Annotated in this window: 22 protein-coding genes; 5 read left to right on the forward strand and 17 right to left on the reverse strand. The window is 51.0% G+C overall.

The genetic code is table 11. The features are described from left to right. Nucleotides 1-41: 41 nt before the first annotated feature. On the reverse strand, nucleotides 42-1,403 hold the full coding sequence (locus ACOZB4_RS15870) for an FAD-dependent oxidoreductase (RefSeq protein ID WP_379409854.1): 1,362 nt from the start codon (nucleotides 1,401-1,403) through the stop codon (nucleotides 42-44). Nucleotides 1,404-1,945: 542 nt separating this feature from the next. After that, nucleotides 1,946-2,425: a glutathione peroxidase gene (locus ACOZB4_RS15875; protein WP_076323929.1), complete on the reverse strand. Its 480-nt coding sequence runs from the start codon at nucleotides 2,423-2,425 to the stop codon at nucleotides 1,946-1,948. 290 nt (nucleotides 2,426-2,715) lie between these two features. On the opposite strand from ACOZB4_RS15875, the gene ACOZB4_RS15880 reads away from it, so the two are divergent. Continuing rightward, on the forward strand, nucleotides 2,716-3,252 hold the full coding sequence (locus tag ACOZB4_RS15880; protein ID WP_083659735.1) for a hypothetical protein: 537 nt from the start codon (nucleotides 2,716-2,718) through the stop codon (nucleotides 3,250-3,252). Between the two features lie 25 nt (nucleotides 3,253-3,277). Here ACOZB4_RS15880 and ACOZB4_RS15885 read toward each other — a convergent pair whose 3' ends face one another. The 3 genes from ACOZB4_RS15885 to ACOZB4_RS15895 form a co-directional block, all read right to left on the reverse strand. After that, nucleotides 3,278-4,531, reverse strand: coding sequence for a hypothetical protein (locus ACOZB4_RS15885; protein WP_379409867.1), 1,254 nt, complete (start codon nucleotides 4,529-4,531; stop codon nucleotides 3,278-3,280). 722 nt (nucleotides 4,532-5,253) lie between these two features. After that, a complete protein-coding gene (locus tag ACOZB4_RS15890; RefSeq protein WP_076323927.1) occupies nucleotides 5,254-5,604 on the reverse strand; it encodes a DUF3243 domain-containing protein in 351 nt (116 codons plus the stop codon). Nucleotides 5,605-5,699: 95 nt separating this feature from the next. Next, nucleotides 5,700-7,331, reverse strand: a complete 1,632-nt coding sequence (locus tag ACOZB4_RS15895; RefSeq protein ID WP_379409880.1) for a DEAD/DEAH box helicase — start codon at nucleotides 7,329-7,331, stop codon at nucleotides 5,700-5,702. Nucleotides 7,332-7,526: 195 nt separating this feature from the next. Here ACOZB4_RS15895 and ACOZB4_RS15900 point away from each other — a divergent pair, with 195 nt between their 5' ends. After that, a complete protein-coding gene (locus tag ACOZB4_RS15900; protein WP_379409883.1) occupies nucleotides 7,527-8,096 on the forward strand; it encodes a hypothetical protein in 570 nt (189 codons plus the stop codon). On the opposite strand, the gene ACOZB4_RS15905 is transcribed toward ACOZB4_RS15900, so the two are convergent. From ACOZB4_RS15905 to ACOZB4_RS15960, 12 genes are all read right to left on the reverse strand, one after another. Continuing rightward, nucleotides 8,093-9,763: an ABC1 kinase family protein gene (locus ACOZB4_RS15905; protein ID WP_379409886.1), complete on the reverse strand. Its 1,671-nt coding sequence runs from the start codon at nucleotides 9,761-9,763 to the stop codon at nucleotides 8,093-8,095. The two genes, ACOZB4_RS15900 and ACOZB4_RS15905, sit on opposite strands and share 4 nt — an antisense overlap. Beyond that, nucleotides 9,764-10,081: a phasin family protein gene (locus tag ACOZB4_RS15910; protein WP_076323924.1), complete on the reverse strand. Its 318-nt coding sequence runs from the start codon at nucleotides 10,079-10,081 to the stop codon at nucleotides 9,764-9,766. 275 nt (nucleotides 10,082-10,356) lie between these two features. Continuing rightward, nucleotides 10,357-10,995, reverse strand: a complete 639-nt coding sequence (locus ACOZB4_RS15915) for a PepSY domain-containing protein (RefSeq protein ID WP_422759568.1) — start codon at nucleotides 10,993-10,995, stop codon at nucleotides 10,357-10,359. 131 nt (nucleotides 10,996-11,126) lie between these two features. Beyond that, entirely contained in the window at nucleotides 11,127-11,765 is a 639-nt protein-coding gene (locus ACOZB4_RS15920) for a PepSY domain-containing protein (RefSeq protein WP_379409894.1), read from the reverse strand. A gap of 88 nt (nucleotides 11,766-11,853) precedes the next feature. Then, nucleotides 11,854-13,206, reverse strand: a complete 1,353-nt coding sequence (locus tag ACOZB4_RS15925) for a sensor histidine kinase (RefSeq protein ID WP_379409897.1) — start codon at nucleotides 13,204-13,206, stop codon at nucleotides 11,854-11,856. Continuing rightward, nucleotides 13,203-13,901: a response regulator transcription factor gene (locus tag ACOZB4_RS15930; protein WP_379409901.1), complete on the reverse strand. Its 699-nt coding sequence runs from the start codon at nucleotides 13,899-13,901 to the stop codon at nucleotides 13,203-13,205. The genes ACOZB4_RS15925 and ACOZB4_RS15930 overlap by 4 nt, the downstream gene beginning before the upstream one ends. Before the next feature lie 36 nt (nucleotides 13,902-13,937). Next, nucleotides 13,938-14,576 (reverse strand): ThuA domain-containing protein, encoded by a 639-nt coding sequence (locus ACOZB4_RS15935; protein WP_076323920.1) that lies wholly within the window; start codon nucleotides 14,574-14,576, stop codon nucleotides 13,938-13,940. Between the two features lie 109 nt (nucleotides 14,577-14,685). Beyond that, on the reverse strand, nucleotides 14,686-15,501 hold the full coding sequence (locus ACOZB4_RS15940; protein ID WP_379409907.1) for a uroporphyrinogen-III synthase: 816 nt from the start codon (nucleotides 15,499-15,501) through the stop codon (nucleotides 14,686-14,688). Nucleotides 15,502-15,731: 230 nt separating this feature from the next. Beyond that, entirely contained in the window at nucleotides 15,732-17,714 is a 1,983-nt protein-coding gene (locus ACOZB4_RS15945; RefSeq protein WP_379409910.1) for a methyl-accepting chemotaxis protein, read from the reverse strand. Between the two features lie 251 nt (nucleotides 17,715-17,965). Then, nucleotides 17,966-19,426, reverse strand: coding sequence for a catalase (locus ACOZB4_RS15950; RefSeq protein ID WP_379409912.1), 1,461 nt, complete (start codon nucleotides 19,424-19,426; stop codon nucleotides 17,966-17,968). Between the two features lie 190 nt (nucleotides 19,427-19,616). Then, complete coding sequence (locus ACOZB4_RS15955) at nucleotides 19,617-20,441, reverse strand: winged helix family transcriptional regulator (RefSeq protein ID WP_339268592.1); 825 nt, start codon at nucleotides 20,439-20,441, stop codon at nucleotides 19,617-19,619. Continuing rightward, nucleotides 20,417-20,812: a Fur family transcriptional regulator gene (locus ACOZB4_RS15960; RefSeq protein WP_076323915.1), complete on the reverse strand. Its 396-nt coding sequence runs from the start codon at nucleotides 20,810-20,812 to the stop codon at nucleotides 20,417-20,419. The genes ACOZB4_RS15955 and ACOZB4_RS15960 overlap by 25 nt, the downstream gene beginning before the upstream one ends. Nucleotides 20,813-21,016: 204 nt before the next feature. On the opposite strand from ACOZB4_RS15960, the gene ACOZB4_RS15965 reads away from it, so the two are divergent. The 3 genes from ACOZB4_RS15965 to ACOZB4_RS15975 all read left to right on the forward strand — a co-directional run bounded on the left by ACOZB4_RS15965 (nucleotide 21,017) and on the right by ACOZB4_RS15975 (nucleotide 23,932). Continuing rightward, nucleotides 21,017-22,024 (forward strand): D-alanyl-D-alanine carboxypeptidase family protein, encoded by a 1,008-nt coding sequence (locus ACOZB4_RS15965; RefSeq protein ID WP_379409925.1) that lies wholly within the window; start codon nucleotides 21,017-21,019, stop codon nucleotides 22,022-22,024. A 122-nt stretch (nucleotides 22,025-22,146) separates the two neighbouring features. Continuing rightward, the gene (locus tag ACOZB4_RS15970; protein WP_379409928.1) at nucleotides 22,147-22,842 is read left to right on the forward strand and encodes a response regulator transcription factor; all 696 of its coding nucleotides are present in this window, start codon (nucleotides 22,147-22,149) and stop codon (nucleotides 22,840-22,842) included. Continuing rightward, entirely contained in the window at nucleotides 22,835-23,932 is a 1,098-nt protein-coding gene (locus tag ACOZB4_RS15975; protein ID WP_379409931.1) for a sensor histidine kinase, read from the forward strand. Before ACOZB4_RS15970 ends, ACOZB4_RS15975 begins: the two co-directional genes overlap by 8 nt. Nucleotides 23,933-23,989 lie beyond the last annotated feature (57 nt).

Raw genomic sequence — 23,989 nt, forward strand, 5'->3', positions numbered from 1 at the left:
CCAAATTAGGGAGTCTTCTTCGTGAATGGATTACGAATGGCTTACGAATGCACCGGTGTTTTCGTCTCGATCGCCGGCAATGCCTGCAATCCAGCCGTGTTAAGGAAATTCCACGGTTTGTTGTAATGCGGCTGGAAGAAGAAGTCGATGAAGGCCAATTGATCAATCGTCATCCGATTCTGTATGCATACCGACAGCGTGTTAATGGATTGCGTCATATCCACTTTGGAAATGACCTGTGCACCAAGCATCCGGCGGCTGTCTTGCTCATATACCACCTTCAGCGTAACCTCTTCGAAGGTAGGCATGAATTCCGGACGGTAATGATCCGTAATGGTGACCGTCTCCACTTTCAAGCCTTCGTCCTTGGCGGCTCCTTCGGTCAATCCCGTCGAGGCAATGTTGTGTTCGTATATTTTCAATCCCGACGTACCTTGCGTTCCCATATATGGGGTTGTCGGCTGCACAAGATTGCGTGCAACGAGTGTTCCCATGCGGACAGCGTTGGTTGCCAGCGGAATGTACATCATTTTACCCGTCGGGTTGTAGAGCACGGAGCAGCAATCGCCTGCTGCATATACATCCTGCTTGCTGCTTTGCATATATTGATCCACGACGATGGCACCGTTTTTCAGCATATCCACTTGCCCCTTCAGCAGCTCTGTATTTGGACGGAAGCCGATGCAGAGGATCACCAGATCCGTGTCGATCTCACCTTTATCGGTGATGACCTTGTTCACCTTGCCATTCTCGCCTTGGAAAGAAGTCACGGTCTGACCGAGAGCCATCTCAATCCCTTTTTCACGGAAGGATTCCTCGATCTTGCCGCTAAATTCAGGGTCCAGATATTTGTTTAGAATGCGGTCGGCACTATCAATCAGCGTAACCTGCTTGCCGTTCTGCTGGAAGGCTTCAACAAGCTCCACGCCGATATAACCGGCTCCGACAACCGTAATGTGTTTCGCTTCCTGCGCTTTTTCAATGATCGCATTGGAATGATTGTAGTTTTTGCAGAGCAGAATATTATTGAGATCGATGCCTTCAAGTTTCGGCACGATAGGCCATGATCCGGTTGTAATAATCAATTTGTCATAGGTATCATCAAAAATTTCTTCTGTAACCAGGTTCCGAACTTTCAAGCTTTTCTTATCCGTATCCACCGAGATAATCTCATGCTTCATCTTGGTTTCAACACCCAGCTCGTCGAGCTTCTGAGGTGAAGAGTAGAACAAACCGTCAGGGTCTTTTACAATGCCTCCAACGTAAAGCGCGATGCCGCAAGACAGGAATGAGATGTTATCATTGCGTTCATAAACGGTGATCTGGGCTTCTGGGTAAAGTTTGGCGGTATTCACGATGGCGGCCGTTCCTGCATGGGTACAACCGATAACTGCTACTTTCATGGTTTTTCCTCCTCCAAGTATGAAGCTTTATATTTGATTAAGATGAGCTCTTTTGCCTGGATTCATGCTTGGTAACGCTTGTTGAGCATGAATGTGGTGACTGGACATATTATTTGTGAATGTTTTCACTTCATGCTCTTATTATAATGTGATTAATTTCACAGTTCAATAGGCAATCGCGTTATTCACACATTGTTCATAATTTCACTTAGTTATAATGATAAAAGAAGTTGACCTAAACAGTATGATGACCCCAGCGCCAATGCCCTAGGTTAAACCAAGAATACGGGTTCGGTATCAGGGTAAGCTATAAGTGCCCGCCTCATGAAGTTGATTCAAGAATCATCTATCCTATACGTGCTGCCTTGAAGGATCTTGCTTCTCCTGATCTAACGGAATGATACTGACGCTCAGTGTTTTCTATGATACTGTCAATTAATCCGGTTAACCGAAGTGGTGTCCAAGAAAAACAGGACTGTTCTCCTCAGAGGGAAATCCCCCCAAAGAAAACAGCCCTGTTATGTAATCGTTACTTCCTGCTACTAACCAAGCAGAGATTCAATGGCACTCTTCATCGATTCCGGCGTATCCCTCGGTTCGAACCGCTGAACCACCTTACCCTCGCGGTCTACCAGAAACTTGGTGAAATTCCAAGCGATCTCTCCGCCTTCATTCGGTCCTGGTTGCTCGGATTTCAAATATTGAAATAACGGATGCGTTTCTTCCCCATTGACGTCAATCTTCGCAAAGATTGGGAAATTCACACCATAATTCAATTGACAGAACGATTCGGCCTCTTCACTTGTACCCGGTTCCTGTCCGCCAAACTGATTGCACGGGAAGCCAAGAACCTGCAGCCCTTGCTGGCTGTATTGGTCATACAGCTGCTGAAGCTCTCCGTATTGCGGCGTAAGTCCGCACTGGCTTGCCGTATTTGCAATAATCAGAACCTTGCCTGAATACTGATCGAGCGAGACTTCCTGACCTTTGGTATTGGTTGCATGATATTCATAAACTGACATCTTCGAATCTCCTCCCGGCTTGTTTTGAATCGATGGCATGCTTTTCAAGCGTAACAGCCTAGCCAATCTCCCTCCATCATATCGAATAAATGGCCCTAAACCAAATTTCAGTTCCAAGACCTCTACCCCGTCGCCCGCAAATCCATTATGATGAATGTATAACCTCTTTAAACAAGATTTACATAGACTAATAACAGCTGTTTAATCAGCAAGTAAGCAGGGTAATGATTCAAGGTTTGGAAAAATATTGCACGATTCCGTATTTCAACAACAGTAAGCGAGGAAAAGAAATGAAACTGTATCCCGAAATGTTTATATCCCCATGGCATCTCATTGTCATTGTCCTGGCCCTGATTGCCTTCATCGGCTTAATCAAAGGGGGGTATGACCGGAAGACCGTGCTGCGCAGCACTGGGCTATCGACGCTGGCCTTTTATTTTATACTGACGATCCCCATTGGCCTGATCACCCAGGAATCCCTTTACAAAGAAGAAACGATGCTGACCGATTTGGATCAGAATTTTGAGGACAAGAAGATTAGTTCCGAGCTGCAAAGCTTTAAAGACTACATCTTGGTCCACGCTGGAGCCTATAAAAATGAGGATGATGCGGACATTGTGATCTATGCCGGCAACTACCACGAGAGCCAAACATTTCGTGGTCACATTACCTTGTTCGTATATGATCAGAACGATGAGGAAGTTTTCACCGAGATGTACAAGAACGTAACCCTTGCCCCCGGCGAGAAGAAGAAGCTCGACACCACCTTTACCAGCCAGCCTATGGAAACCTACAGGTACCGATACGAAACGCACCCTCAAATGTGAAGGGCGCGTTTTTCTCGCTTTTGTATTAAGTTGACAGATGGTCTCCGGACTGGATCCCCACCTTATCTTTATCAGGAAGAGGCTGATACGGCCCCGGCATCGGCGGCAGATTCTTTGCATCCCTTCCTTTGCGGATATACCGGATACCCAAATAGAAAAGACCGACCACAGGCAGTGACAGCATAGCTATAGCAAGGAGCATGCTGGACATTTGGTACGAGGGATCTGTTTCGATCTCGGAAAAGTCCAAGAACATAAACGATATAAAGGTAACCAATGAGAACATGATGATCTGGAGCCAGCGCATCCATTTCACCAGGAAGAAGAACAGGATCGCGGAGAGTGCAACAAGCAGAATAGGGTATAGCCGCTGTTCCGGGTCCGCGTTCCCCAGCTCTGCCTGACGCGTCAGCCAAAAACCGATGGCGAACTGAACCGGAAAAATCAGCCACGCAAGCAAACCGGTTCCACGGAAAGCCGATCTTCGCTTTTGCAGCGCCTCTTCGTATTCGAGGAGCTTCATCTCGTATTCCAGCTGATTAAGCTCCTCCTCTGTCAATTCCCGGTCTTCCTCCTCGTTCTCCTGCACCAGACGGTCCAGGTAAGGCCGGAATTGCCGCTCCATATTGCCATCAAATTCGGAACGCTCTAAATCCTCATCCTCGCGAAGCAAAGACGCAACCGATTCATCCCCCAGATCTTGAATGATGATGGACGTCAGATATAAGGGAACGTCCCTTCTGCAAATAACCTCCAGCCAACGATTCGCCTCCATCGGATCCGTGAATGGAATGGCAACCGCCCGTTCCGTCTGACCTTCTCCCGCGACGAGGTACATAATGGGCATTAACTCCGCACTAGGCACGGATTCGGTCATTTTGCTTTTCTTATAAGCATAGCTGAATTGAAAGATGTATCGCCCATAGTATATTTCCTTGATGTCACCGATCCTAAGGCTCCCCTTCAGGGAGTCTTTCGTTTCCGGGTCCCATCTCTCGTACTCAATATGATCTTCGAATAACAAGTACTCGTCCAGATGCGTATTGTTCCAGATATGCCCTTTCAGGCTTCTGGACAGACGAATCATCATGAAGATACCGGCGGGTATAGCCGCCAGACTCATCCAGGTCCAGACATTGGTCCAGAGGTACAGTAACATCAAAGGACCCAGTATCAGGGCCAGGCCAAGCAGTATGCCCAGCACGTGCATTTCAAATGTAATCACCCAATAAAAAGGCTGCATTTTGGGCTTTCTCTGCTCATGAATCACCAGAGACATTCAAGCAACTCCCCCTCATATTCTTCGTTGTTTCTAAAGCTCACATGAAATGAAGACATTGTAGATCATATAGGCAGCAGTTCGCACGATGTACCAAATAGTTTGTTAGGCCGACGGTAGAGCGTGCGCCGGCAGTGCGACAGAAGAGCGGTAATTGTAAGTCTTGCCGAGCGATGGAGCTGCGTCCTGCGTTCACTTAAAGTCTAGCGGACTCAGGAGACTTTATTTCGTAGAAAATGGGGTTTTTAGCGAAACAAACGGACAGGAGATCCGTTATTCATCTAAAAAGATGATATTTTGGCTGTTTCCACGCTAAATAACGGCTGTGGTGTCCGTAATTACGATAAATTGACCTCATAACAGGGAAATAACGTATCTGATGTCCGTTAGCCTCAGCGTTCGGCGGGGTTCTGGCCATCGTTACTGCGATTTCGTTGCACTTAGTTGCACCTGGGTTTTTTCGTTGCACTTAGATACCTCTTCGTTGCACCTGGTTTTTTTTCGTTGCACCTAGATACCATACCTCTTCGTTGCACCTCACCCGGATACCGAAGCCAGGGGGCGGACAAGCAGCTCTAGCTTGCATGCATCATATTATGTATAGAAATTAATATACATCCCTACATCCCTACATCCCTATAAGTATGTTAATTACTACTCTTGAACCCAAAAATCCTTCCACGGCAAGTTGGCCGGGAAGGATCTCCATCTCATACTTTGCCTTATGGAGCCGTACGTTTCTGAGCCAGCTTCACAAGCAGATGAGCCAGTTGATGCTGCTCCGCTTGGGTTCCAACCTTCCATAACTCCTGAAGTAGCTTCTCTTCGGAATTCCGGGGCTCCTCATTTGCAGCCAGATAGCCAGCTACCTTCTCTGCTGCCTGCGCCAGCTGCTCTTCATTCAACCCAATACTCTCGGCAAGCTGAATTCGCTTGTTCAAATAGGATTGGAAGGCATCAAAATCGGCCAGGATCCTCTCCTTCTCCCCATCATCAATCCGGTCCATCGCGTCACTGACCTTACTCACATCCAGTTCACCGTTCTTGTTCACTACATGATTATGTTCAGACATGGTAACGCCTCCTTGTCATTGACTGGGTAACGCTCTCTACTTAAACGGGATTTTCTGGCTTGAAACAGATGCCTTCCAAAAATCTCCTGTACCTGCTAGCGGCTGCGGCCACCGCGCCGTCCACCACTCTGGCCTCTTGCACCGCGGCCTTCGGAAGATCGTGTACCGCCTTGTCCACCGCGATTGCCTTGATTTCCCCGACCCTCGGTTCTGGACTGTCCACGGCTGCTGCTGCCACGTGTTCCGGCCTGTGACTGTCCACGGCCTTCGCCTGCACGCCCGCCGTCACGACTGCCGCTGCTGCGACCTCCAGCCGACGATGGTCCGCGTCCCTCGCCTGGACGACCGTCGCGGCTTCCAGCCCGTCCGGAGCCACGCTCATCTCTGCGTGACGATCCGGCTCTTCCTCTACCCGGCTCGCTACCGCGGCTCCGCCTGGAACCCGTACCGCGATCTGCCCGGCTTCTGCCTTGACCACGTTCTTGATCAGATTCAAGCGAAGAGATGTTTCTTGCTTTTCCCGGTCTGCCCGTATCCCTGCCTGAGCCGCCGGTGCTTTCCCGAAGGCCTCCTGCACTGGAATCATAGCGCACGCGCTTCAAGCGAAGGGAGATCCCTTCCTCGATGCGCTGTAGATCGTTAAGATCCTTACCGGCAGCAAACGTGATAGCCATCCCGTTCCCCCCAGCCCGTCCGGTCCGTCCGATACGATGGATGTAACTATCAACATCATGAGGCATATCGTAGTTATAGACATGAGTCACGCCCTCAACGTCAAGCCCCCTTGCGGCAACGTCCGTTGCTACCAGCAGCTGGAGTTTGGCATCCCGGAATCGCTTCATCACCGCTTCCCGTTTCGCCTGTGACAGGTCCCCATGAAGCTCGTCCGATTGATACCCATGGGCCAGCAGCGCCTCATTCAATATAGTAGCTCTGCGCTTCGTCCGGCAGAAGATAATCGCGAGAAAAGGGTTATGCTCCTCGAGCATGGCACGCAGCGCATCCTGCTTGGAGCGGTCCGTACACTCGACCACAACCTGCTGGATCTGCTCCAGCGGGATCGGGGAAGCCCCCTTAATGACGATATCGACAGGTTCCTTCATATAGCTGCCGGCAAGCTGCTTCACGCCGGCAGGCATCGTGGCCGAGAAGAGCATCGTCTGGCGCCGATACGGGAGTGCATGGATCAGTGTCTCGACCTCATCCAGAAAACCCATGTGCAGCATCTGGTCGGCTTCGTCCAGCACCAGCTGCTTCACGCCGCCCAGCTCAAGCGTGCCCCGACGTAAATGATCCAGCAATCGGCCCGGTGTTCCGATGATCAAATGTCGTCCGCCTTCGAGCTTTCGGAGTTGCTTCTCCACGTCCTGACCACCATAGACCGCCAGGATTTTGATCCCGTCCGGCTCGCCGGCTGTCAGCTTCTTGGCTTCTTCCGTAATCTGCAATGCCAATTCCCGTGTCGGCGCAATAATGAGCGCCTGCGGGTACGCCCGCTTGGGATCGATATGCTGCAGAATCGGCAGCATGAAAGCCAGCGTTTTGCCAGTGCCAGTCTTCGCCCGGGCGATAACGTCCTTTCCTTGCAGCAGCGGCGGGATACTCTCTTGCTGTACCGGAGTCGGCACCGCAATTCCCTGCTCCTTCAGTTTCCGTACTCTTTGTTCGTCAATGCCCAGCTGTTGAAAGTTCGGCAAACGTTCCACCTCATTTAAATTATTTAGCATCTGCTTGCGTCAGGTCGATTGGATATAGCAAACAAACATACTTACATATAAGTCCCAACAAAATGCCGATCGAATTCGTTCTAAGTAGACCGGAACGTTTTCGTTGTATTTCTTTTCAACTGACAAAAGACCCTGACTTTGGTAATGTCAATGATATAGATATCCAGTTTGCACCAGCGAGGAGGTGTCCCCGATATGCATACCCTACAGATCATCCTGTCAGCACTCATCCTGATGGTCCTGTTCGGCCTTATCAATCTGATGATGAATTATATTTCACGACGCGACGGGGAGCCTGTCGTCCCCTTCCGGAAGAAGCTGTGGCTTATCCCGCTGTTGTCTGCCTTTATCATTATACCGTTAGAACTCTTCGCGTTGTTATATGCCCGGTGGTTCCCCATGTCGGAGCCATCGGGGCCAGGTGAAATCCTGGCTTACGACGGTCAGGGCGTATGGCTCAGCTTCTCGCTTACCATCCTGATTGGATTCCTGATCTTCGAAGGCATCCTTCATCCTTTGATCATCACCCTGCTAAGGCTGCTGCTTCGCAAGGATACCTCCATCTATATTAAACAGGCGGTTACAGTCGTGACCGACACGGTTCTGCTGTACATAGCGTCCCTGATCGTGCCTGGCATTCCTGTCGACGGTTGGCTGCAAGCGTTTCTCATTGCCGTATTCTTTCACCTCATAGAGTGGATCCTCATCGGAGTCCAAACTTGGGTGCAGCAGCGCAAGCGGGCAAGAACGGAGTCTGCCGGTTAGAACCTGCCGGATTTGAAAATGGCATACAGCAGCCATGCAACCATGAGCAAGGCTACAATGAATCCAACTTCAATCACGGGGAAATTCCACAGCATCATCGGCTCCCGGCTCAGCGATGAACCAATAATCAGACCCACCATGATGATGCTGAAAGCCAGAAGCACAATGCTGAAGGAGAGCCGATTACTGACCTGATCCAGCTTGCGCATCAGGGTTTGCAGTTCCGGAACACTGATCTCTACCCGCAGCTTCCCCTTGCTGATCAGAGACGACAGCTGCCTGGCCTGTCCGGGCAGCTCAAGCAAACTCTCGGCAAGTCCGCTCACCCCATCCAGCACCTTCCTGCCGATCCGGCGGGTATTATACCGCTTCTTCAATAGCTTTCGGCCAAAAGGCTCCGCCATGTCGATAATGCTCAGGTTCGGGTCCAGCATCTCGATGACGCCTTCCAGCGTCAGCAATGACTTGCCAAGCAGCGTCAAATCGGGCGGCAGCATAATCCCGTGCCGCTGGGCAACGGCAAACAGATCCGTCAACGCCTTGCCGATCCGCACTTGTGCGAACGGCACATCATAATACTCTCCCCGCAGCCGGTCCATATCCGACCGGAGCGAATCCATATCGCAATCGTCCGGGATCAATCCCATTTTGGAAATCGCCCGGATCATCCCTTCCGAATTCCGCCGCATCAAGGCAATAATGAGTCCGGACAGATGGTCCTTCATATCTTCGCTGAGGTGACCCACCAGCCCAAAATCCAGAAAGACCAGCTTGCCGTCCTCCCTGACAAGCAAATTCCCCGGATGAGGGTCGGCATGAAAAAATCCCTCAATAAAGATCTGCTGCAGCATGCCATCGATCAAATGTTCAGCGATCGCCTTCAGATCATGTCCCTTGTCCACGATCTCCTGCCTCCGGCTTAACGTGAGGCCATCGACATACTCCATCATCAGCACTTTGGAAGACGTATACTCCCAATAAATCCGCGGAATGCGGATGAATTCGTGCTCCGACATCTGGGAGGCTATCTTCTCTGCGTTTCGGGCTTCATGGCTGTAATCCAGCTCTGCCATCATCGCTCTGGCAAATTCGTCAACAATCCGGTCCACACGGTACTGCTTCACCCATTCCCAGTGGCGCTCGGCAATCGAGATTAAATCCCGCAATATCTCCAAGTCACGCCCGATCATTCGCGCTACCCCGGGCCGCTGAACCTTAATCGCTACATGCTCTCCGGACTTCAGCTTCCCCGCATGGACCTGCCCAATCGAGGCCGCGGCCAGCGGTTTGTCTTCAAACTCACTCAACACTTCATCGATCGGCATACCCCACTCTTGCTCAATCAGCTCCCGTGCGCTCGCGGAAGAAAAAGGAGGCACCCGCTCCTGCAGCTTCACCAATTCCTGGATAATATGGTCTGGCAGCAGATCCGATCTTGTACTCGCCAACTGTCCGAGCTTTACGAAGGCGGGGCCAAGATCCTCAAGCACTCGCCGTATGCGTTCCCCGAGCGTAATCGTCTCCGGCTGTTCCCTTGAACTCCAGCGAACAGGCAGCGACAGAACATGAAACAGTCCCATCTCTTCCACCATATAGCCAAAGCCATGACGCATGAGCGCCATGGCGATTTCCCGGTAACGTCCGGCATGTCGGATTCGGACCGCCATCTATTCCTGCCGCGATCCTTCCAGTTCTACAACCTTCTTCTCCAGAGTAGCAATGCGCTGTTCCAGGCTGGCGACATCACTCTCTTTGGGAACATCCAGATCGGACAATACACGCTGCACCTGTTCATAAATATAGGTCTTGATCTGCGACTGCTCCTCTTCGCCGCGTTCGACGAGACGATTTACAAGCGCTTTGGACTCCGCAGGAGCAAGCTCCCCGCGTTTGACCAGATCATCCACGATTTTCTCAACTTTTTCCTTGCTGACCACGGTAAGGCCCAATCCTAACGAGATTGCTTTCTTAAAAAGATCACTCACGGTATATCCCTCCCGGTCGTTGTCTGGTTCCATTATAACCTTTAACGCTGGTAAAAACATCTATCCTTGGACTTGCTTTCATAAGTATAGAGAAGCTGCCTTATCAATTTCCCCTGAATTCACATGAAATATGAGGGCAATCCGCATTCGGATAACAAGAACTTGCATTCCAGCCATGCTTATTATGTAAAATACAATGGAAAAAGCGAACAGGCTGGAAGAAAATGATCCGCCTGTTCGCTTATAAATGCTATCCCATATAGATAGAGAATGACTTAGTCGTCATCCCCATCATGATCGTCGTGATGACCATGATCCCAATCGTGATGGTCATCATGGGCATCGTCGTCGTCATGGTCGTCGTATTTCTCATACTCTGCCTTGATCACTTTACCGCTGACCGCATGGACTTCTACGTCGGATGATCCGTTTGCTGTCTTCACTTCGACATCATACACCCATCTGCCGTCATCTTGGTCCAGATCCACTTCCACAGCCGTCCCGCCCTTAACGTGTTTAACGGCGATAGCGGATGCCTTGCCGGCACCGATCAGATTGCCTGGAAGGTTGTCAAGATCATCATCGTCATCCCGGTCCACTCTTACGCCAAGGGATTTGCCGGTATAGGCATCAATCCATACATCCACATCCCGGTTATTCTGCTGGATCTCCACATCGTACACCAGTTTGCCCTTTTTCCGGTCTATATCCATGCTCTCCACTTTGCCATTGGCAGCAGCCAGTGCCAATTGTTCTGCTTTCTCCATTCCGATTAGCTGCTGCTTCGCTGCTGCCTGAGTTCCCACTGCAGTCGTCTGTCCGGATCCTGCCGCCTGTACAGCGTTATAGCCGTAAACTCCACTTGCCGCGATGGCTATGGACAGTGCGCCTGCCCACCATATTTTCTTCTTCATCATCTTACGCCTCCTCATGATTCTCTCCTGTTGATCTCTACAAACCCAATATACTCTCTCAACATGAGAGCTTTCAGAGAGAAAGATTAGAAAACGATGAGAAAACACGGACAAGACCTCTCGTCTATTCATCAATCGTCCTCATCATCCCAAGTCACCGTCATGATCTTGCCGGTAATCGCATGGACTTGAATGGTCGCTTCACGTCCGTCTTCCCGCTCGATCTCCACCAGGTAGTAACGACTGCTCTTGTTCTCGCGATATTCCACGTCTTCCACCGTTCCCGGTACCTTCTCTAAAGAAAGCTTGATCGCATATTCTTTGGTAATCATCGTTGCAGGCGGTTCCGAAGTGCCGCTTCCATTTCCACTTTCCCCGCCCGTCGTTCCCCCTGTTGCTTCCTTGTCACCGTGATCCGCTGGCTCGGAAGGAGGAGTATCTGGATCCGGCTCCGTGGGCTCAACCGGTTCGGTGGGCGGCTGCGATGCCCTCTCATTCAGCTGCTGGATGGACACGATGTCGCCCTGGCGGGAATCCACCGTCATTTCATACGTTCCGGTAGCCGACTGTAGCTCCAATCGATACACCCCGCCATCCAGCGTGGTCTTCGTTATTTCGCCGCCAGGATATTGGGAGAGCACCTCCTCCACCACTTCATCCGTTGACATGGCGGAAGTTGAAGGGCTAAAAGGACTCCATACCGCATTCACAATAATCAAAACCGCTACCAGCATCACGACACCCAGCAGCAGACTGACTTTTTTACGCATCGAATCACCTCGGATACAATCTGTCTTTACCGTCAGTATAGCGCAGCATGGTTAGAATACGATGAGAAAAAGGGAAGTGGGCAGCCTTTTATTTCGTTGCTTGAAGCCGAATCGTGGCGGTTGTACCCACACCTGGCAGGCTATCTAGCTCTATCGAAGCCGAGATGGCCTCTGCGATATCCTTTGCCAAGGAAAGACCAAGGCCGGCGCCCCCACCCCGGCGGGTACGAGCCTCGTCCACCCGGTAGAAACGGTCGAAGACGTGCTCCAGCTCATCTTTGGCAATGCCGATTCCGCGGTCGATGACCCGGATATAAACTTCCGCTGGCTTCCTGCCAACCTGGATGACGATATGCTCATCGCTGTATTTGCGCGCATTATCCAGTAGAATGAACAAGAGCTGCTTCAGCCTGCGGCTGTCCGTCCAGCCCAGAACCCCGCCATCGGCTTCAACCTCCACCGTGCGGTTATAGGCATCGCGAAATGCGCGCGCGGAAGACTCCGATAATGTCACCAGATCCACCTGCTCCATTTCGACCTGCCATTGATCCTGATTGCGGGCAAGCAGCAGCAGCTGCTCCGTCAGCTCCTTCATCCGGATCGCTTCCGAATGGATCGCTTCAACGGATTCCATGAATAGCTCGGGCCGGTCCAGACCTCGCCGCTTCAACAAACTGGCGTAACTCTCGATGATGGTAAGCGGTGTCTTTAACTCATGGGAAGCATTGGACACGAATTGCTCCTGCCTTGCATGATTGCTCTCCAGCAGCGTAATCATATCGTTGAATGCAGCCCCCATCTCCACCAATTCATCCTTCGACTTCTCCTTCAGCTCGATTCGCCGAAACCGCCCGCTTTGCCGGATCTCCCGCATCGTTTGGATCAAAGCCGTAATCGGCTGCACGATTAAACGCCCCAATATCCGCGTCGAGATGATGACCGGAACTAAGGCAATTGCGGTTACGGCGACCAGCACGATTCGCAGCACTTGGAGCGTCTCCATCGTAGCGGCAAGACTGCGGGCGACCTGGATATTGACCACGACCCCGTCTCTCCAGATGAGGGGCAGGGAAACCATCGTGTACCGGATATTTTCATACTCGACAACCTTCATCTGCCTCTTCGTATCGTAAGGCAGCTTGAGCTCATCCATATCCTCCCCGGAGGAAGTCACCCAAGTAGATGGATACCGTTCATTGGGTCCGAGCAATTGGATCTTCCCGTCCAGCGGCACATAGCTCCGAAGCAATTCGCCCACCGGAATCGTATCCGCAGCCTTGGCCATTTCCCTCGATATTCTGGAGTCCTCGGCTTCCGCTTGCTCCAGCTGGCTGTCCACCGTCATTTTGCTGAACACATAGTATACGGATAAGTTCATGACAATCAGAATGGCCGCCATCAGCACCGATGAATAGAGGTGGATTTTACTGCTCAGCTTCATGGGGTCTCTTTCAACACATAGCCGACACCGCGGACGGTGTGAATGAGCTCGGATGTGCTGTCATGATCGATTTTCTTGCGGACATAACGTATATATACATCGACGACGTTGGTGTCGCCGTAATAATCGTATCCCCATACGGCAGTGAGAATCTGCTCGCGGTTCAGCACCTGCCGTTTGTTCTTCAGTAAGTATACGAGCAAGTCAAATTCACGCGGCGTCAGACCGATCCTTCTGCCATCGCGAATGACTTCCCGTGTACCTTCGTTCAATTTCAAATCCGCCGCTGTAAGCCACTCTCCTGCCACCTGCTCTTCCGGCTCCTGCTTGCCTTGGAGCCGCAGCGCAGCACGAATCCGCGCCAGCAGCTCTTCGATCTGAAACGGCTTCGTAATATAATCATTGGCTCCAAGATCAAGCCCCGATACTTTATCCTCCACGGAACTTTTGGCTGTCAGCAGCAGTACGGCTGTGTGGGAATCATGGGCACGAATCCGCCGCAGCAGCTCAATCCCGCTCAAACCGGGGAGCATAACGTCCAGCAGAATTAAATCGACGTCCTGACTTCGGTATGCCTCCAGCGCATCCAGCCCGTTATCTGCCTTGGTGACCTGATATCCTTCACTCTCCAGCTCGATTTCAAGCAAACGGGATATTTTCGCTTCGTCCTCAACAATTAGTATCTTCCCGCTCAAGCGCGTCCCTCCTACCGATCGTATCGAAATGGCTTCTTAACCCGGAACGCGTGCAGCCCACTTGGCCGCTTGCGTAATCATTAAACGCAGCTGAGGTTGGAGAAAGGACGGCTCGTGATGACCCGGCATCAAGAAGACAACGCGTCCGATGCCATACGTATGGCACCAGGCAGCAGGCCACTGCTTGCCTTCAAATTCATAATGCAGCAGCACGGTTTTTTCCGTAAACGGACTGAATATGAATCGATAAGGCTCCTCGTCCAGCACAAAAGGCTCCACGCCTTCCGTAATATCATGATCGGTCTCCCCCGGAACGAAGTACAGCTTCTCCATGGGCGGGTGTCCGTCAAAACGGGCCCCGATCAGCTGCGCCAGCTCATAACGATTGGCCAGCGTAACGCCGTTATGAATCACAAGCAAGCCGCCGCCTCCACTTACATAGGACAGCAGACCTGCGGTCTGCCGGGGCGAAACGCGCTCGTCCCATAGGTCGCTGTAGGCGATGCAGAGCTCGTAAGGGTAGAGATTGCTTTCATGCAGCATTTTATGATTTTCCGTGCACTGCACGGTGAACATGTCGTTCAGTAGGTGTGTCATTTGTTTATCGATGCCTTGCAGCGGATGAAACTTCGGGTGGGTATAGCTGCCAAGCAGCAATGCTTTTCTCTTATCCATCGGTCATCCTCCTATTTACTACTCAATATTTCACATGATCCTTAGGAACATGCATGAAGAAGCTGGCATGGACTGAATCTCCCCAACTTCATTACGTTATATCATGACATTATTCTTGGTTTTGAGCAAAGTAGCGGCCAAGCGCCACCATCATGCTGCCCATTCGCTCTTCCTCGGGAACCACCATGCGTTCAATGCCTTCCTCACGAAGCCCCTGGGCCGTAACCTTGCCGACAGCCGCTGCCACGACCGGTCCGCGGAACGCCTCTAGCACAGCCTCCAGCTTGCCATGGGCACGTGCATAATCCGCAAGAAAACGAAACTGGGGCGCGCTTGTAAAAGCAACCGCGTGAACCTTGCCGCCCACGATTTCGTCAACGAGTTGCGAAACATCCTCCTCCAGCGGCGGAATGTGCTTATAAGGCAGGATCTGCTCTACTGCCGCCTCACGACTTTCCAGCCAATCCACCAGCTTCGGAGCAGACTCGCCATGCAGTTGAAGAATGACACGCTTGTCCGATAGGTCATGCGGCTCCAAAGACCGGATCAGCCCCAACGTACTGCCGTCATCATCTCTGACGACCGGTGCCAGCCCGCGCTTTTTCAGCGCATTGGCCGTTTTGTACCCTCTTGCCGCAATCGAGGTGCTCTGCAGCGTTTCATTCAATGTATCCAAAAGGCCCATCTGTTCTGCTGTATCATAAATGGCCTCCAGGCCGATTCCCGTCGTAAATATCGCCCACGGTGCAGGCGCCTTGAGCCAAGCTTCGATCGAACGGCGCAGTACTTCATCATCCAAAAATACGGTTCCCTGGGCCGGACGAAGCAGCGCGGTGCCACCCATCTTCTCCACCAGCTTGGCCATGTCTGCTGCCTTGCGCGGGCCAGCTAAAGCGACGATCCGATCTTTCATATGCTGTGCCATGTTATATGCCCCACTCTCATCATTTTCTAGCTTGTGCATCCGTCAGTCTTACAGCTTAAGCAGTTGACTCCAGTATAAAGGCCCCGCTCCTAGAGATAAAGCCACTTTGGTCTTATTCTTTCATAAAGCCCCCCTTTCCTGCCACAAACAAAAAAGCAGCAAAGGAATATAAGCTCCTTTACTGCTTCAACACGAAATATTCGGGGCATATTACAGCGCCCTTGAATCTCTTAAATCTTAAAGCGTTTCACCATCTCCTGCAGTTCTTCAGCTAAACGGCTTAAATCCGCAGCAGATGCGCTGACCTCTTCCATGGAAGCAAGCTGTTCCTGAGAGGCTGCCGATATGGTCTGGGTCTGGCTTGACGTTTGCTCCGACACCCCACGGATATCTTCAACGGACTTTTTCGTGGAAGCTGTATCTTGAGCCAATTCCTTAGCCGATTTCGAAGTGGTTCTTACCTGGCCGGACACCGTGTTCACTGCCTTTTTGATACGGGAGAAGGAGCGTCCGGTCAGATCCGCTGCGTCAACGCCGTCCGATACCTTCTGCCTGGCGGCTTCCGTCATTTCCATGGTTCGTTCCACTTCTGCCAGTATTCCTGTAATCAGCCCCGATATGTAATCCGCTGAGCTTTCCGACCTTTGAGCAAGCTTACGGATTTCCGCGGCTACAACCGCAAATCCTTTGCCCTGCTCCCCGGCTCTCGCAGCTTCGATAGAGGCGTTCAGCGATAATAAACTCGTCTCCTTGGCAATGTCGGTAATGGCGGAAGCGATACCGCCGATCTCCTCGGTCCGCTCAGACAGCTGATGGATAACCCCATTCAGATCATTCATCGCATGATCAATATCCTGCATCGTCGCTGCTGCGGTAATCACCGTCTGGTTCCCTTCTTGGGCCAATTCCTCCGTCTGGTTCATGGCTGCAGTAACCTTCTCCAACACATCCGCAATGTCATCAGCATGCCGGGATACTTGAAGAATACCCTTCAGAATCTCCTCCGCGGCGTTCAACTGACGTTCACTGCCGGCGGCAACCTCCTGAATGGAAGACGTAACATGCTCGACGGCGCTTGTATTTTGCAGGGCGCTTGCGGACAATTGCTCTGAAGATGCGGAAACATTCTCCGTCATGGCTTTGACTCCGTGAACCATGTCCCTGAGACTATCCACCATCTGCTGAAAGTGATCGGCCAACTCGCCAATCTCGTCACGCTTGAAACCATGCATGCGAAGCGTCAGATCCCCCTCGCTAATGACTTCCGTCGCTTGGCGCATACGGCGGATCGGTTTGATCACAGAGCTTACATTCCAAGTCACCATGATTAAGGCGGCTAGCAGCGAAACGCTCATAACCACAATCATCGTTTGGCGGATGCCATTAACGGAGTCGTCAACCTCCTTAACAAACATGGTCCCGGCAATTTTCCATCCGGTTCGTTCATTCGTAATGTAGTTCAATTGTTGCTCGATGCCGTCATGATCATAGTGAAAATGACCGGTTGGCTGCTCATACATCTTGGAGACCCAAGCTTCCTTAGCCAACGCGTCCGTCCCTGCGTCATAATCGGGGTGAAACAGATATTTGTGATTTTGATCCAGCACCATCGTATAGCCTTCTTTACCTACCTGCACTTGGACCAGACTCCGGATGCTATGAAGGTTGAGGTCAATGCCCACGACACCTTTGCCGTCAGGCAGCATCTGAGCTAGCGTTACTACAATCAAGGAGCCCGTGTTCGAAGTATAGGGGGCTGTAATAATCGGTTGGCCCGATGCATTCATTGCCTGCTGGAACCATTCCGTTTGTCTAGGATCATAGCCCGGCGGCAGCTTTTCCCCTGATGCCTTGATAATGCCAGCCTGTGCCGTACCGATAAATACGTCCACCGTCTCCGGATGAAGTCCCAGGTACTGATTCAGTGCATTGATAGTTGAACCCGCTTTCGCTTCGAGTTCCTTGTCGATTTCAGTGGACTTCATCGTTGTGCTTAAATAATTCAGGTCATCGAACTTGGATTGCAGCGTGTGATTAATGATCTCATTCGCCGTCTCGACGCTCAGCGATGCACTGCGCAGAATTTCTTCCTCGACAGTTCCCTTGGCGTCACGGTAAGTGATAATACCGATAGCGCAGCTGGGCACAAGAAGCACGAGCAGAAATGTGAGAATCAGGTTTCTTCTAATACGATTAGCTCTTTTTTTCTTCATGGGTTTCTTTCCTTTCTAAACTGCAGTGAATCTCACCTGTCTTCTATAAAAAAATACTCCTTTCAACTTATCGGCATCTCTAAGACCATTCATTATGTAGTATATATAGGTAATTATTTCCACTAAAAGAGGGGTACCCATGTTATACGGGTACCCCTCTTGGCGGCGGTCAAAGACCACCTCTATATAAAGGCCATCCATCCTGCACAGCGAAAAACAAAGATGGCTGGCTCTTATAAGTTCAAACTACGTTACTTCGGCTGATTGGAAGGTATGAAGCCGCTCAGGTCTACGCCAAGTCCGGCAGCGAGTCTTGCACCATATTCGGCGTCCGCACGGTAGAAATTGCATACGGCACGGAGCTGGATATCAGATTTGACCTGACTGAGGTCATCAACCAGATTGCGGATCAAATGATCCTTCTCCTGTTCCGTAAACGAACGGTACAATTCTCCGGCTTGGGTGAAATCATCTGTTTTTTCAATACGCTGGCGAACGACATGCCCGATGAGCGGTGCTTCGCTTTCATTTACAGTAGGGTCTTCCACAGGACCTGTTGTATAGCTGTTCGGCTCATAGTTTACCGGCGACGGATCTTGATTCACGTTCATCAAGCCATCACGTTGATGATTACGCACAGGAGCATACGGGCAGTTAATCGGGATCTGCAAATAATTTGCACCCAGTCGATGACGCTGCGTATCCGGGTAAGAGAATAGCCGGCCTTGCAGCAGTTTATCCTCCGACGGCTCGATGCCAGGCACCAATGCACTTGGGGAGAAAGCGACCTGCTCAACTTCGGCGAAGAAGTTCTGCGGGTTGCGATTCAAGGTCATGGTGCCGACCGTTACGAACGGGAAGCGATCCTCCGGCCAGGTCTTTGTAGCATCCAGCGGATCAAAGGACAATTCATCCATCTCTTCCGGGGACATCAGCTGTACCTGCAGGCGCCATTTCGGGAAATTCCCGTTTGCAATGTGCTCATGAAGATCACGGGTGGCGTGATTGAAGTCCTTGCCCTGCACTTCGACCACTTCGTCTGCATTCAGCGTTTTCACGCCTTGCACGGATTCCCATTTGTATTTAATGTAAGTCACTTTGCCTTCGCTATTCACCCACTTGAAGGCGTGGACACTGAAGCCATCCATTTCGCGATAGCTCGCTGGTGTGCCATGATCCGAGAACACCCAGGTCATCATTTGCGTGGATTCCGGGGACAGCGTCATGAAGTCCCAGTAGCGGCCGGGTTCCTGGATGTTGGTCTCCGGCGAAGGTTTCAAAGAATGCACCATATCAGGGAATTTGATCGCGTCGCGAATAAAGAAGACCGGAATATGATTCCCTACAATGTCATAGTTGCCTTCCTCAGTATAGAACTTCACGGCAAATCCGCGCGGGTCGCGTGCCGTTTCGGGTGACCCTGTTCCATGAATAACCGTGGAGAAGCGAACGAACACAGGAGTTTCCTGACCAATTTCCTGCAGAAATGCCGCTTTTGTATAAGGCTTCATGTCACTCTCCACAACAAATGTGCCGTGTGCTCCTGCCCCGCGGGCATGAACGACGCGCTCCGGAATTCGTTCACGGTCGAAGTGGGCGATTTTTTCGATCAGATGATAATCCTCAAGCAGCGTCGGTCCGCGGCGTCCGGCCGTTTTGGAGTTTTGGTTATCTCCGACTGGAGCCCCTTGATTGGTTGTCATTCTATCCATATATGAACCCTCCATCATTTCTATAATTGATTTTAGACTGAATCTAAATTTATGAATTGATTGTATCACTGGAGAATCCATTGGATCATGATTGTCGCATGAGTGTTATATGACCCTTCTATGATCGTTATATGAAGGTCGGATGAATTCATTTTGAGTACCGCAAAATGAACAAAAAAAGGGAGGGGGATTAGTCCGCCAGGCGGTATCCCACTCCTCTAACCGTTGCAATATAGCGCGGGGCTCCCGCGTTGTCGCTCAGCTTTTTACGCAAGCTTTTGATGTGGACGTCAACCACATTGCTGCCGCCCATAAAATCCGTATCCCAAATTTTGCACATCAGGTCCTCACGCGTGCAGACGGCTCCTTCGCTGTCCAGCAGGAGCATCAGCAAATGATACTCTGTCTTGGTCAAATGGATCGGAGTGCTGCCCCGGTGAATGGTCATTTTATCCCGATCAATGGATAAGTCTTTATAGATGAGGCCGCGCATGACCTCTTCTCCACCCGACAATCCGGCAGCAGGAGAGAATAATCGAATGGTTCGCTGCACCTGATACATCATCGTATCTTTGGAACGGGCAGGCCATACCATAAGCTCTTCGTTTAACAAACTTGAACCTGCTTTGCTCATTAACTCTTCCCCTACTAGGTATAGAATCGGAATAGAGGAATGTTCGGGCAGCAGGAGTTCCTTCTCCTTGTTGAATGCCGCCATATTCCGGCAGCCCGTCATATCGGCAATAATCAGTCCTGTATTCAATGCCGACTGAAGACGCGGTTCCCATTTGCGGAACATCATCACCTCGAAGCAGTTCTCGGTCAAGGTAATAAACATTTCATTCACCCGTCCGGGAGACCGGCTTAATAACGCGGCCCGCAGGGTTGTGGGACAAGCATCCCCTATCGCCATCGCAATCGGCGTCGTCGGACGAACATACAGATTGCCGGACTGGAAATCAGGAAATGAATAGACTGTTCCCAGTTCCGTCATTTCTTCCGTTTGGTTTGACATTCTGGACACACCCCCCCGAATACGACGTGAGCATGATGGATGACGTAATTGGTTTCACCGGCTACCGTAGCAGCCCAATCCTCTGGCACCTCCGTCATGACCTCGTCCACTTTACCGCATACTTCACAAATAATATGTTGATGATCGTCCATACGGGCATCGTACCGGCTCGCGCTCTCGCCCAGCTTCAATTCACGGATCAGCTGCTTATCCGTCAAATAACGCAGGGAATTATAAACCGTTCCGTACGCTAAATTATATCCTTTCTCCACCAGCCGGTTCATGATATCCGCAGCAGTCGGATGATCATGCGATTCCCGAAGGACATCGTACACCGCTTGGCGTTGCGTCGTCAGATTTAAAGATTTCAAGGTATTCACCCTTTTAATTTATTTTTAGATCAAGTATAAATCCTATTCTCTTCAAGGTCAACATCCCGTGCCAGAATTTCCGCTGGTAATCTTTAAGATTTCTTTAGATTCAATTAAAAATTCCTTTAGCTTGTGTGGTTAGAATTAGAACATACATAAAACGATGAAACATATATAGCCCGCCAAAGGAGGCGATCGATCGCCATGGAATCCATAGCCAAGCATCCCCGTCATGTACCGTCATCCCCTGAACGATCCCGGTTGCAAGCCGGCACGATTCGGCATAAACCTGCGAAGCCCCGCAAGGGACGCACAAGATTAAGCTTGCTCCTGCTATTGTTTAGCGTCATTCTGATGGCCGTGTTCATAGCGCGGGTGTTTATTCCTCCTCCCATCAAAGCCAGTTCGGCCATCTTGATTCATGCAGATACCGGCCGTGTGCTCTATGCTATGCATGCCGATCTTCCCCTTCCTCCCGCGAGCATGTCCAAGATGATGACCGAACTGCTGGTGCTGGATGCTGTTCGTTCCGGGCAGCATGCTTGGGACGAGAATGTACAGGTCAGCCGATATGCCGCAGAGGTGCCCGGTTCAGGCATCGGCATGCATGAAGGCGAACGTTATACGTTGAAGCAGCTGTTCGAAGCGCTCATCATCCATTCGGCCAATGATGCGGCCGTAGCTATTGCGGAGCATCTCGGCGGGTCGGAGTCCCGATTCGTGGAGAGCATGAATGCCCGGGCGAAACAAATCGGCCTCTCTGATCGCACCGTCTTTGCCAATGCATCCGGTTTGCCTGCCGCTGACCTCACTCCCTTTGCCGAAGCGGCCACCGAACGCGATACCGTCATGACGGCCAGGGATTCGGCCATGCTGGCCCGATGGCTGCTTAACAAACATCCGGATTTGCTCGAGGTAACCAGCCAGCGCGATTTGCCTGTTCCGCAGAAGAAGCTGTCCCTGCATACCACCAATCTCATGCTCCCTGGGGAGGCACATTCATACGAAGGTAATGACGGATTTAAGACCGGATATACCCGGTCTGCCGGTTATTGCTTTACCGGAACGGCGTCTCGTGGTGGAAACCGGCTGATTTCCGTCGTGATGGGAACCGGGGATGCCGATCAACGCTTTACGGAAACCCGGAAGCTGATGGATTACGGATTCGAACGGCAAGGCATTCTTTCGAATCTCCTATCCGCTCTTTTTTAATAGTTGTCATAGAAGAACTCACGATTTTGAAGGCCAAGCTGCACTCTATAGGGTCAATTTAGGGTACACTGTTCGTAAGGAATCATTGTTTCCAATAGGCGGATTTACTGGAGGATATTTTAATGAGAAGTATATTAATCGTAGATGATGATAAAGAAATTTCCGGGCTGATCTCCATCTACCTGGAGAATGAGGGTTACCGCGTGATCCAGACCCATGACGGGGAGGAAGCGCTTCTGGCCATGACCAGCAATAACGGGGGGGTGGATCTCGTGATTCTGGATGTCATGATGCCTAAGCTGAACGGGATTGATACCTGCCGCAGAATCCGGGAAACCTCGTCCATACCCATCCTGATGCTGAGCGCCAAGAGTGAGGACATGGATAAAATACTGGGGCTGATGACCGGCGCGGATGACTATATGATCAAACCGTTCAATCCGCTGGAGCTGACGACTCGCGTCAAAACACTGCTGCGGCGCTCCACTCTGTACAATGCGGAACTGCATCGGGAGGACAGCGAGCGGATCGAAATTGATGGGCTCGACATTAACCGGAGTACGCATGAAGTAACGGCCAACGGCAAAGCGATCTCTCTGACGGCGAGAGAATTCGAGATTCTGTATTTGCTTGCCCGCCAACCGGGGAGAATCTTTAGCGCCGAGGATATCTTCCAGCAGGTCTGGAAGGAGAAATATTACGTATCCAATAATACGGTCATGGTGCACATCAGCAACCTGCGGGACAAGCTCGAGAGGGAGCTGGGTTATAAGCTCATTCAAACGGTATGGGGCGTCGGGTACAAAATCCATGCGTAAGCTGCAGTGGAAGATCATTACACTGTTCTTTGCCAGCGGAGCCCTGACCTTGGCCATACTGTTCATCGCGCAGCAGATCTTCCGATTGATCGGCCGGGAATACTGGAAGGAGCCCTGGGTAAACACCCTTTTCAGAGTTGATCGTACGTTGGAGGATTTCTTCGGTTTCCCCATCATCCCGACGATCATCGGCATCGTGCTATTTATCTGCATGGTATTGCTGCTGAGTCAGAGCACCATTCGTCAAATCAACCACTTAATGGAGGGTACACAGCGTTTGGCGAAGGGCGAATTGGATGAAGAGATTATCGTTAACTCGAATGACGAACTGGGCCAGATGGCAACGCACATCAATCAAATGGCCAAGCAGCTCAAGCTATCGCTGGAAGAGGAACGAATGGCGGTCCAATCCAAGAACGAGCTAATCAGCAACGTATCGCATGATCTGCGCACCCCCCTCACCTCCATCATCGGGTACTTGCGGCTGGTCAATGAAGACCATTACAAGGATGAAGTCGAGCTCCGGTATTATACCGATATCGCGTATGATAAGTCGCTGCGCCTGGGCGGACTCGTGAACGATTTGTTTGAATATACACGAATGGGGTACTCCCCGATGAACCGTGTTGACATTAATTTGGTGGAGCTGCTCGCACAATTGGCCGTGGACTTTTCACTAACCGGGCAGCAGGAAGGCGTACAGGTCAACTTCACGCCTAAAACTGAGAAAATCATGATCTCCTCGGATGGGGATAAACTGATGCGCACCTTCGAGAATCTGCTGTCCAATGCGGTACGGCACGGACGGGAAGCCGGGGTGGTGGATTTGAAGGTATCAAGTGATTCGAAGTTTGCCGTCGTACAGGTCATCAATTACGGCCCCCCGATCCCTCAATATGCGATCCCCTATCTGTTCGAGCGGTTCTACCGGGCGGACGAATCGCGCACCGATCAAACCGGCGGCTCCGGACTTGGCTTGGCTATCGTAAAGACCATCGTGGATGCCCATCACGGCACGATTCAGGTGACCAGTAATACGGAACGGACGATGTTTGAAGTTCTCCTACCTTTGGAGACTCCTGAAAATTAACAAAATAAAACATTTAATATTCGACATACAATTCCATTTTCCGATAAAATAGGGGGT

This window comes from Paenibacillus sp. NPDC058898 (assembly GCF_049316025.1).
GTDB lineage: Bacteria > Bacillota > Bacilli > Paenibacillales > Paenibacillaceae > Paenibacillus_AQ.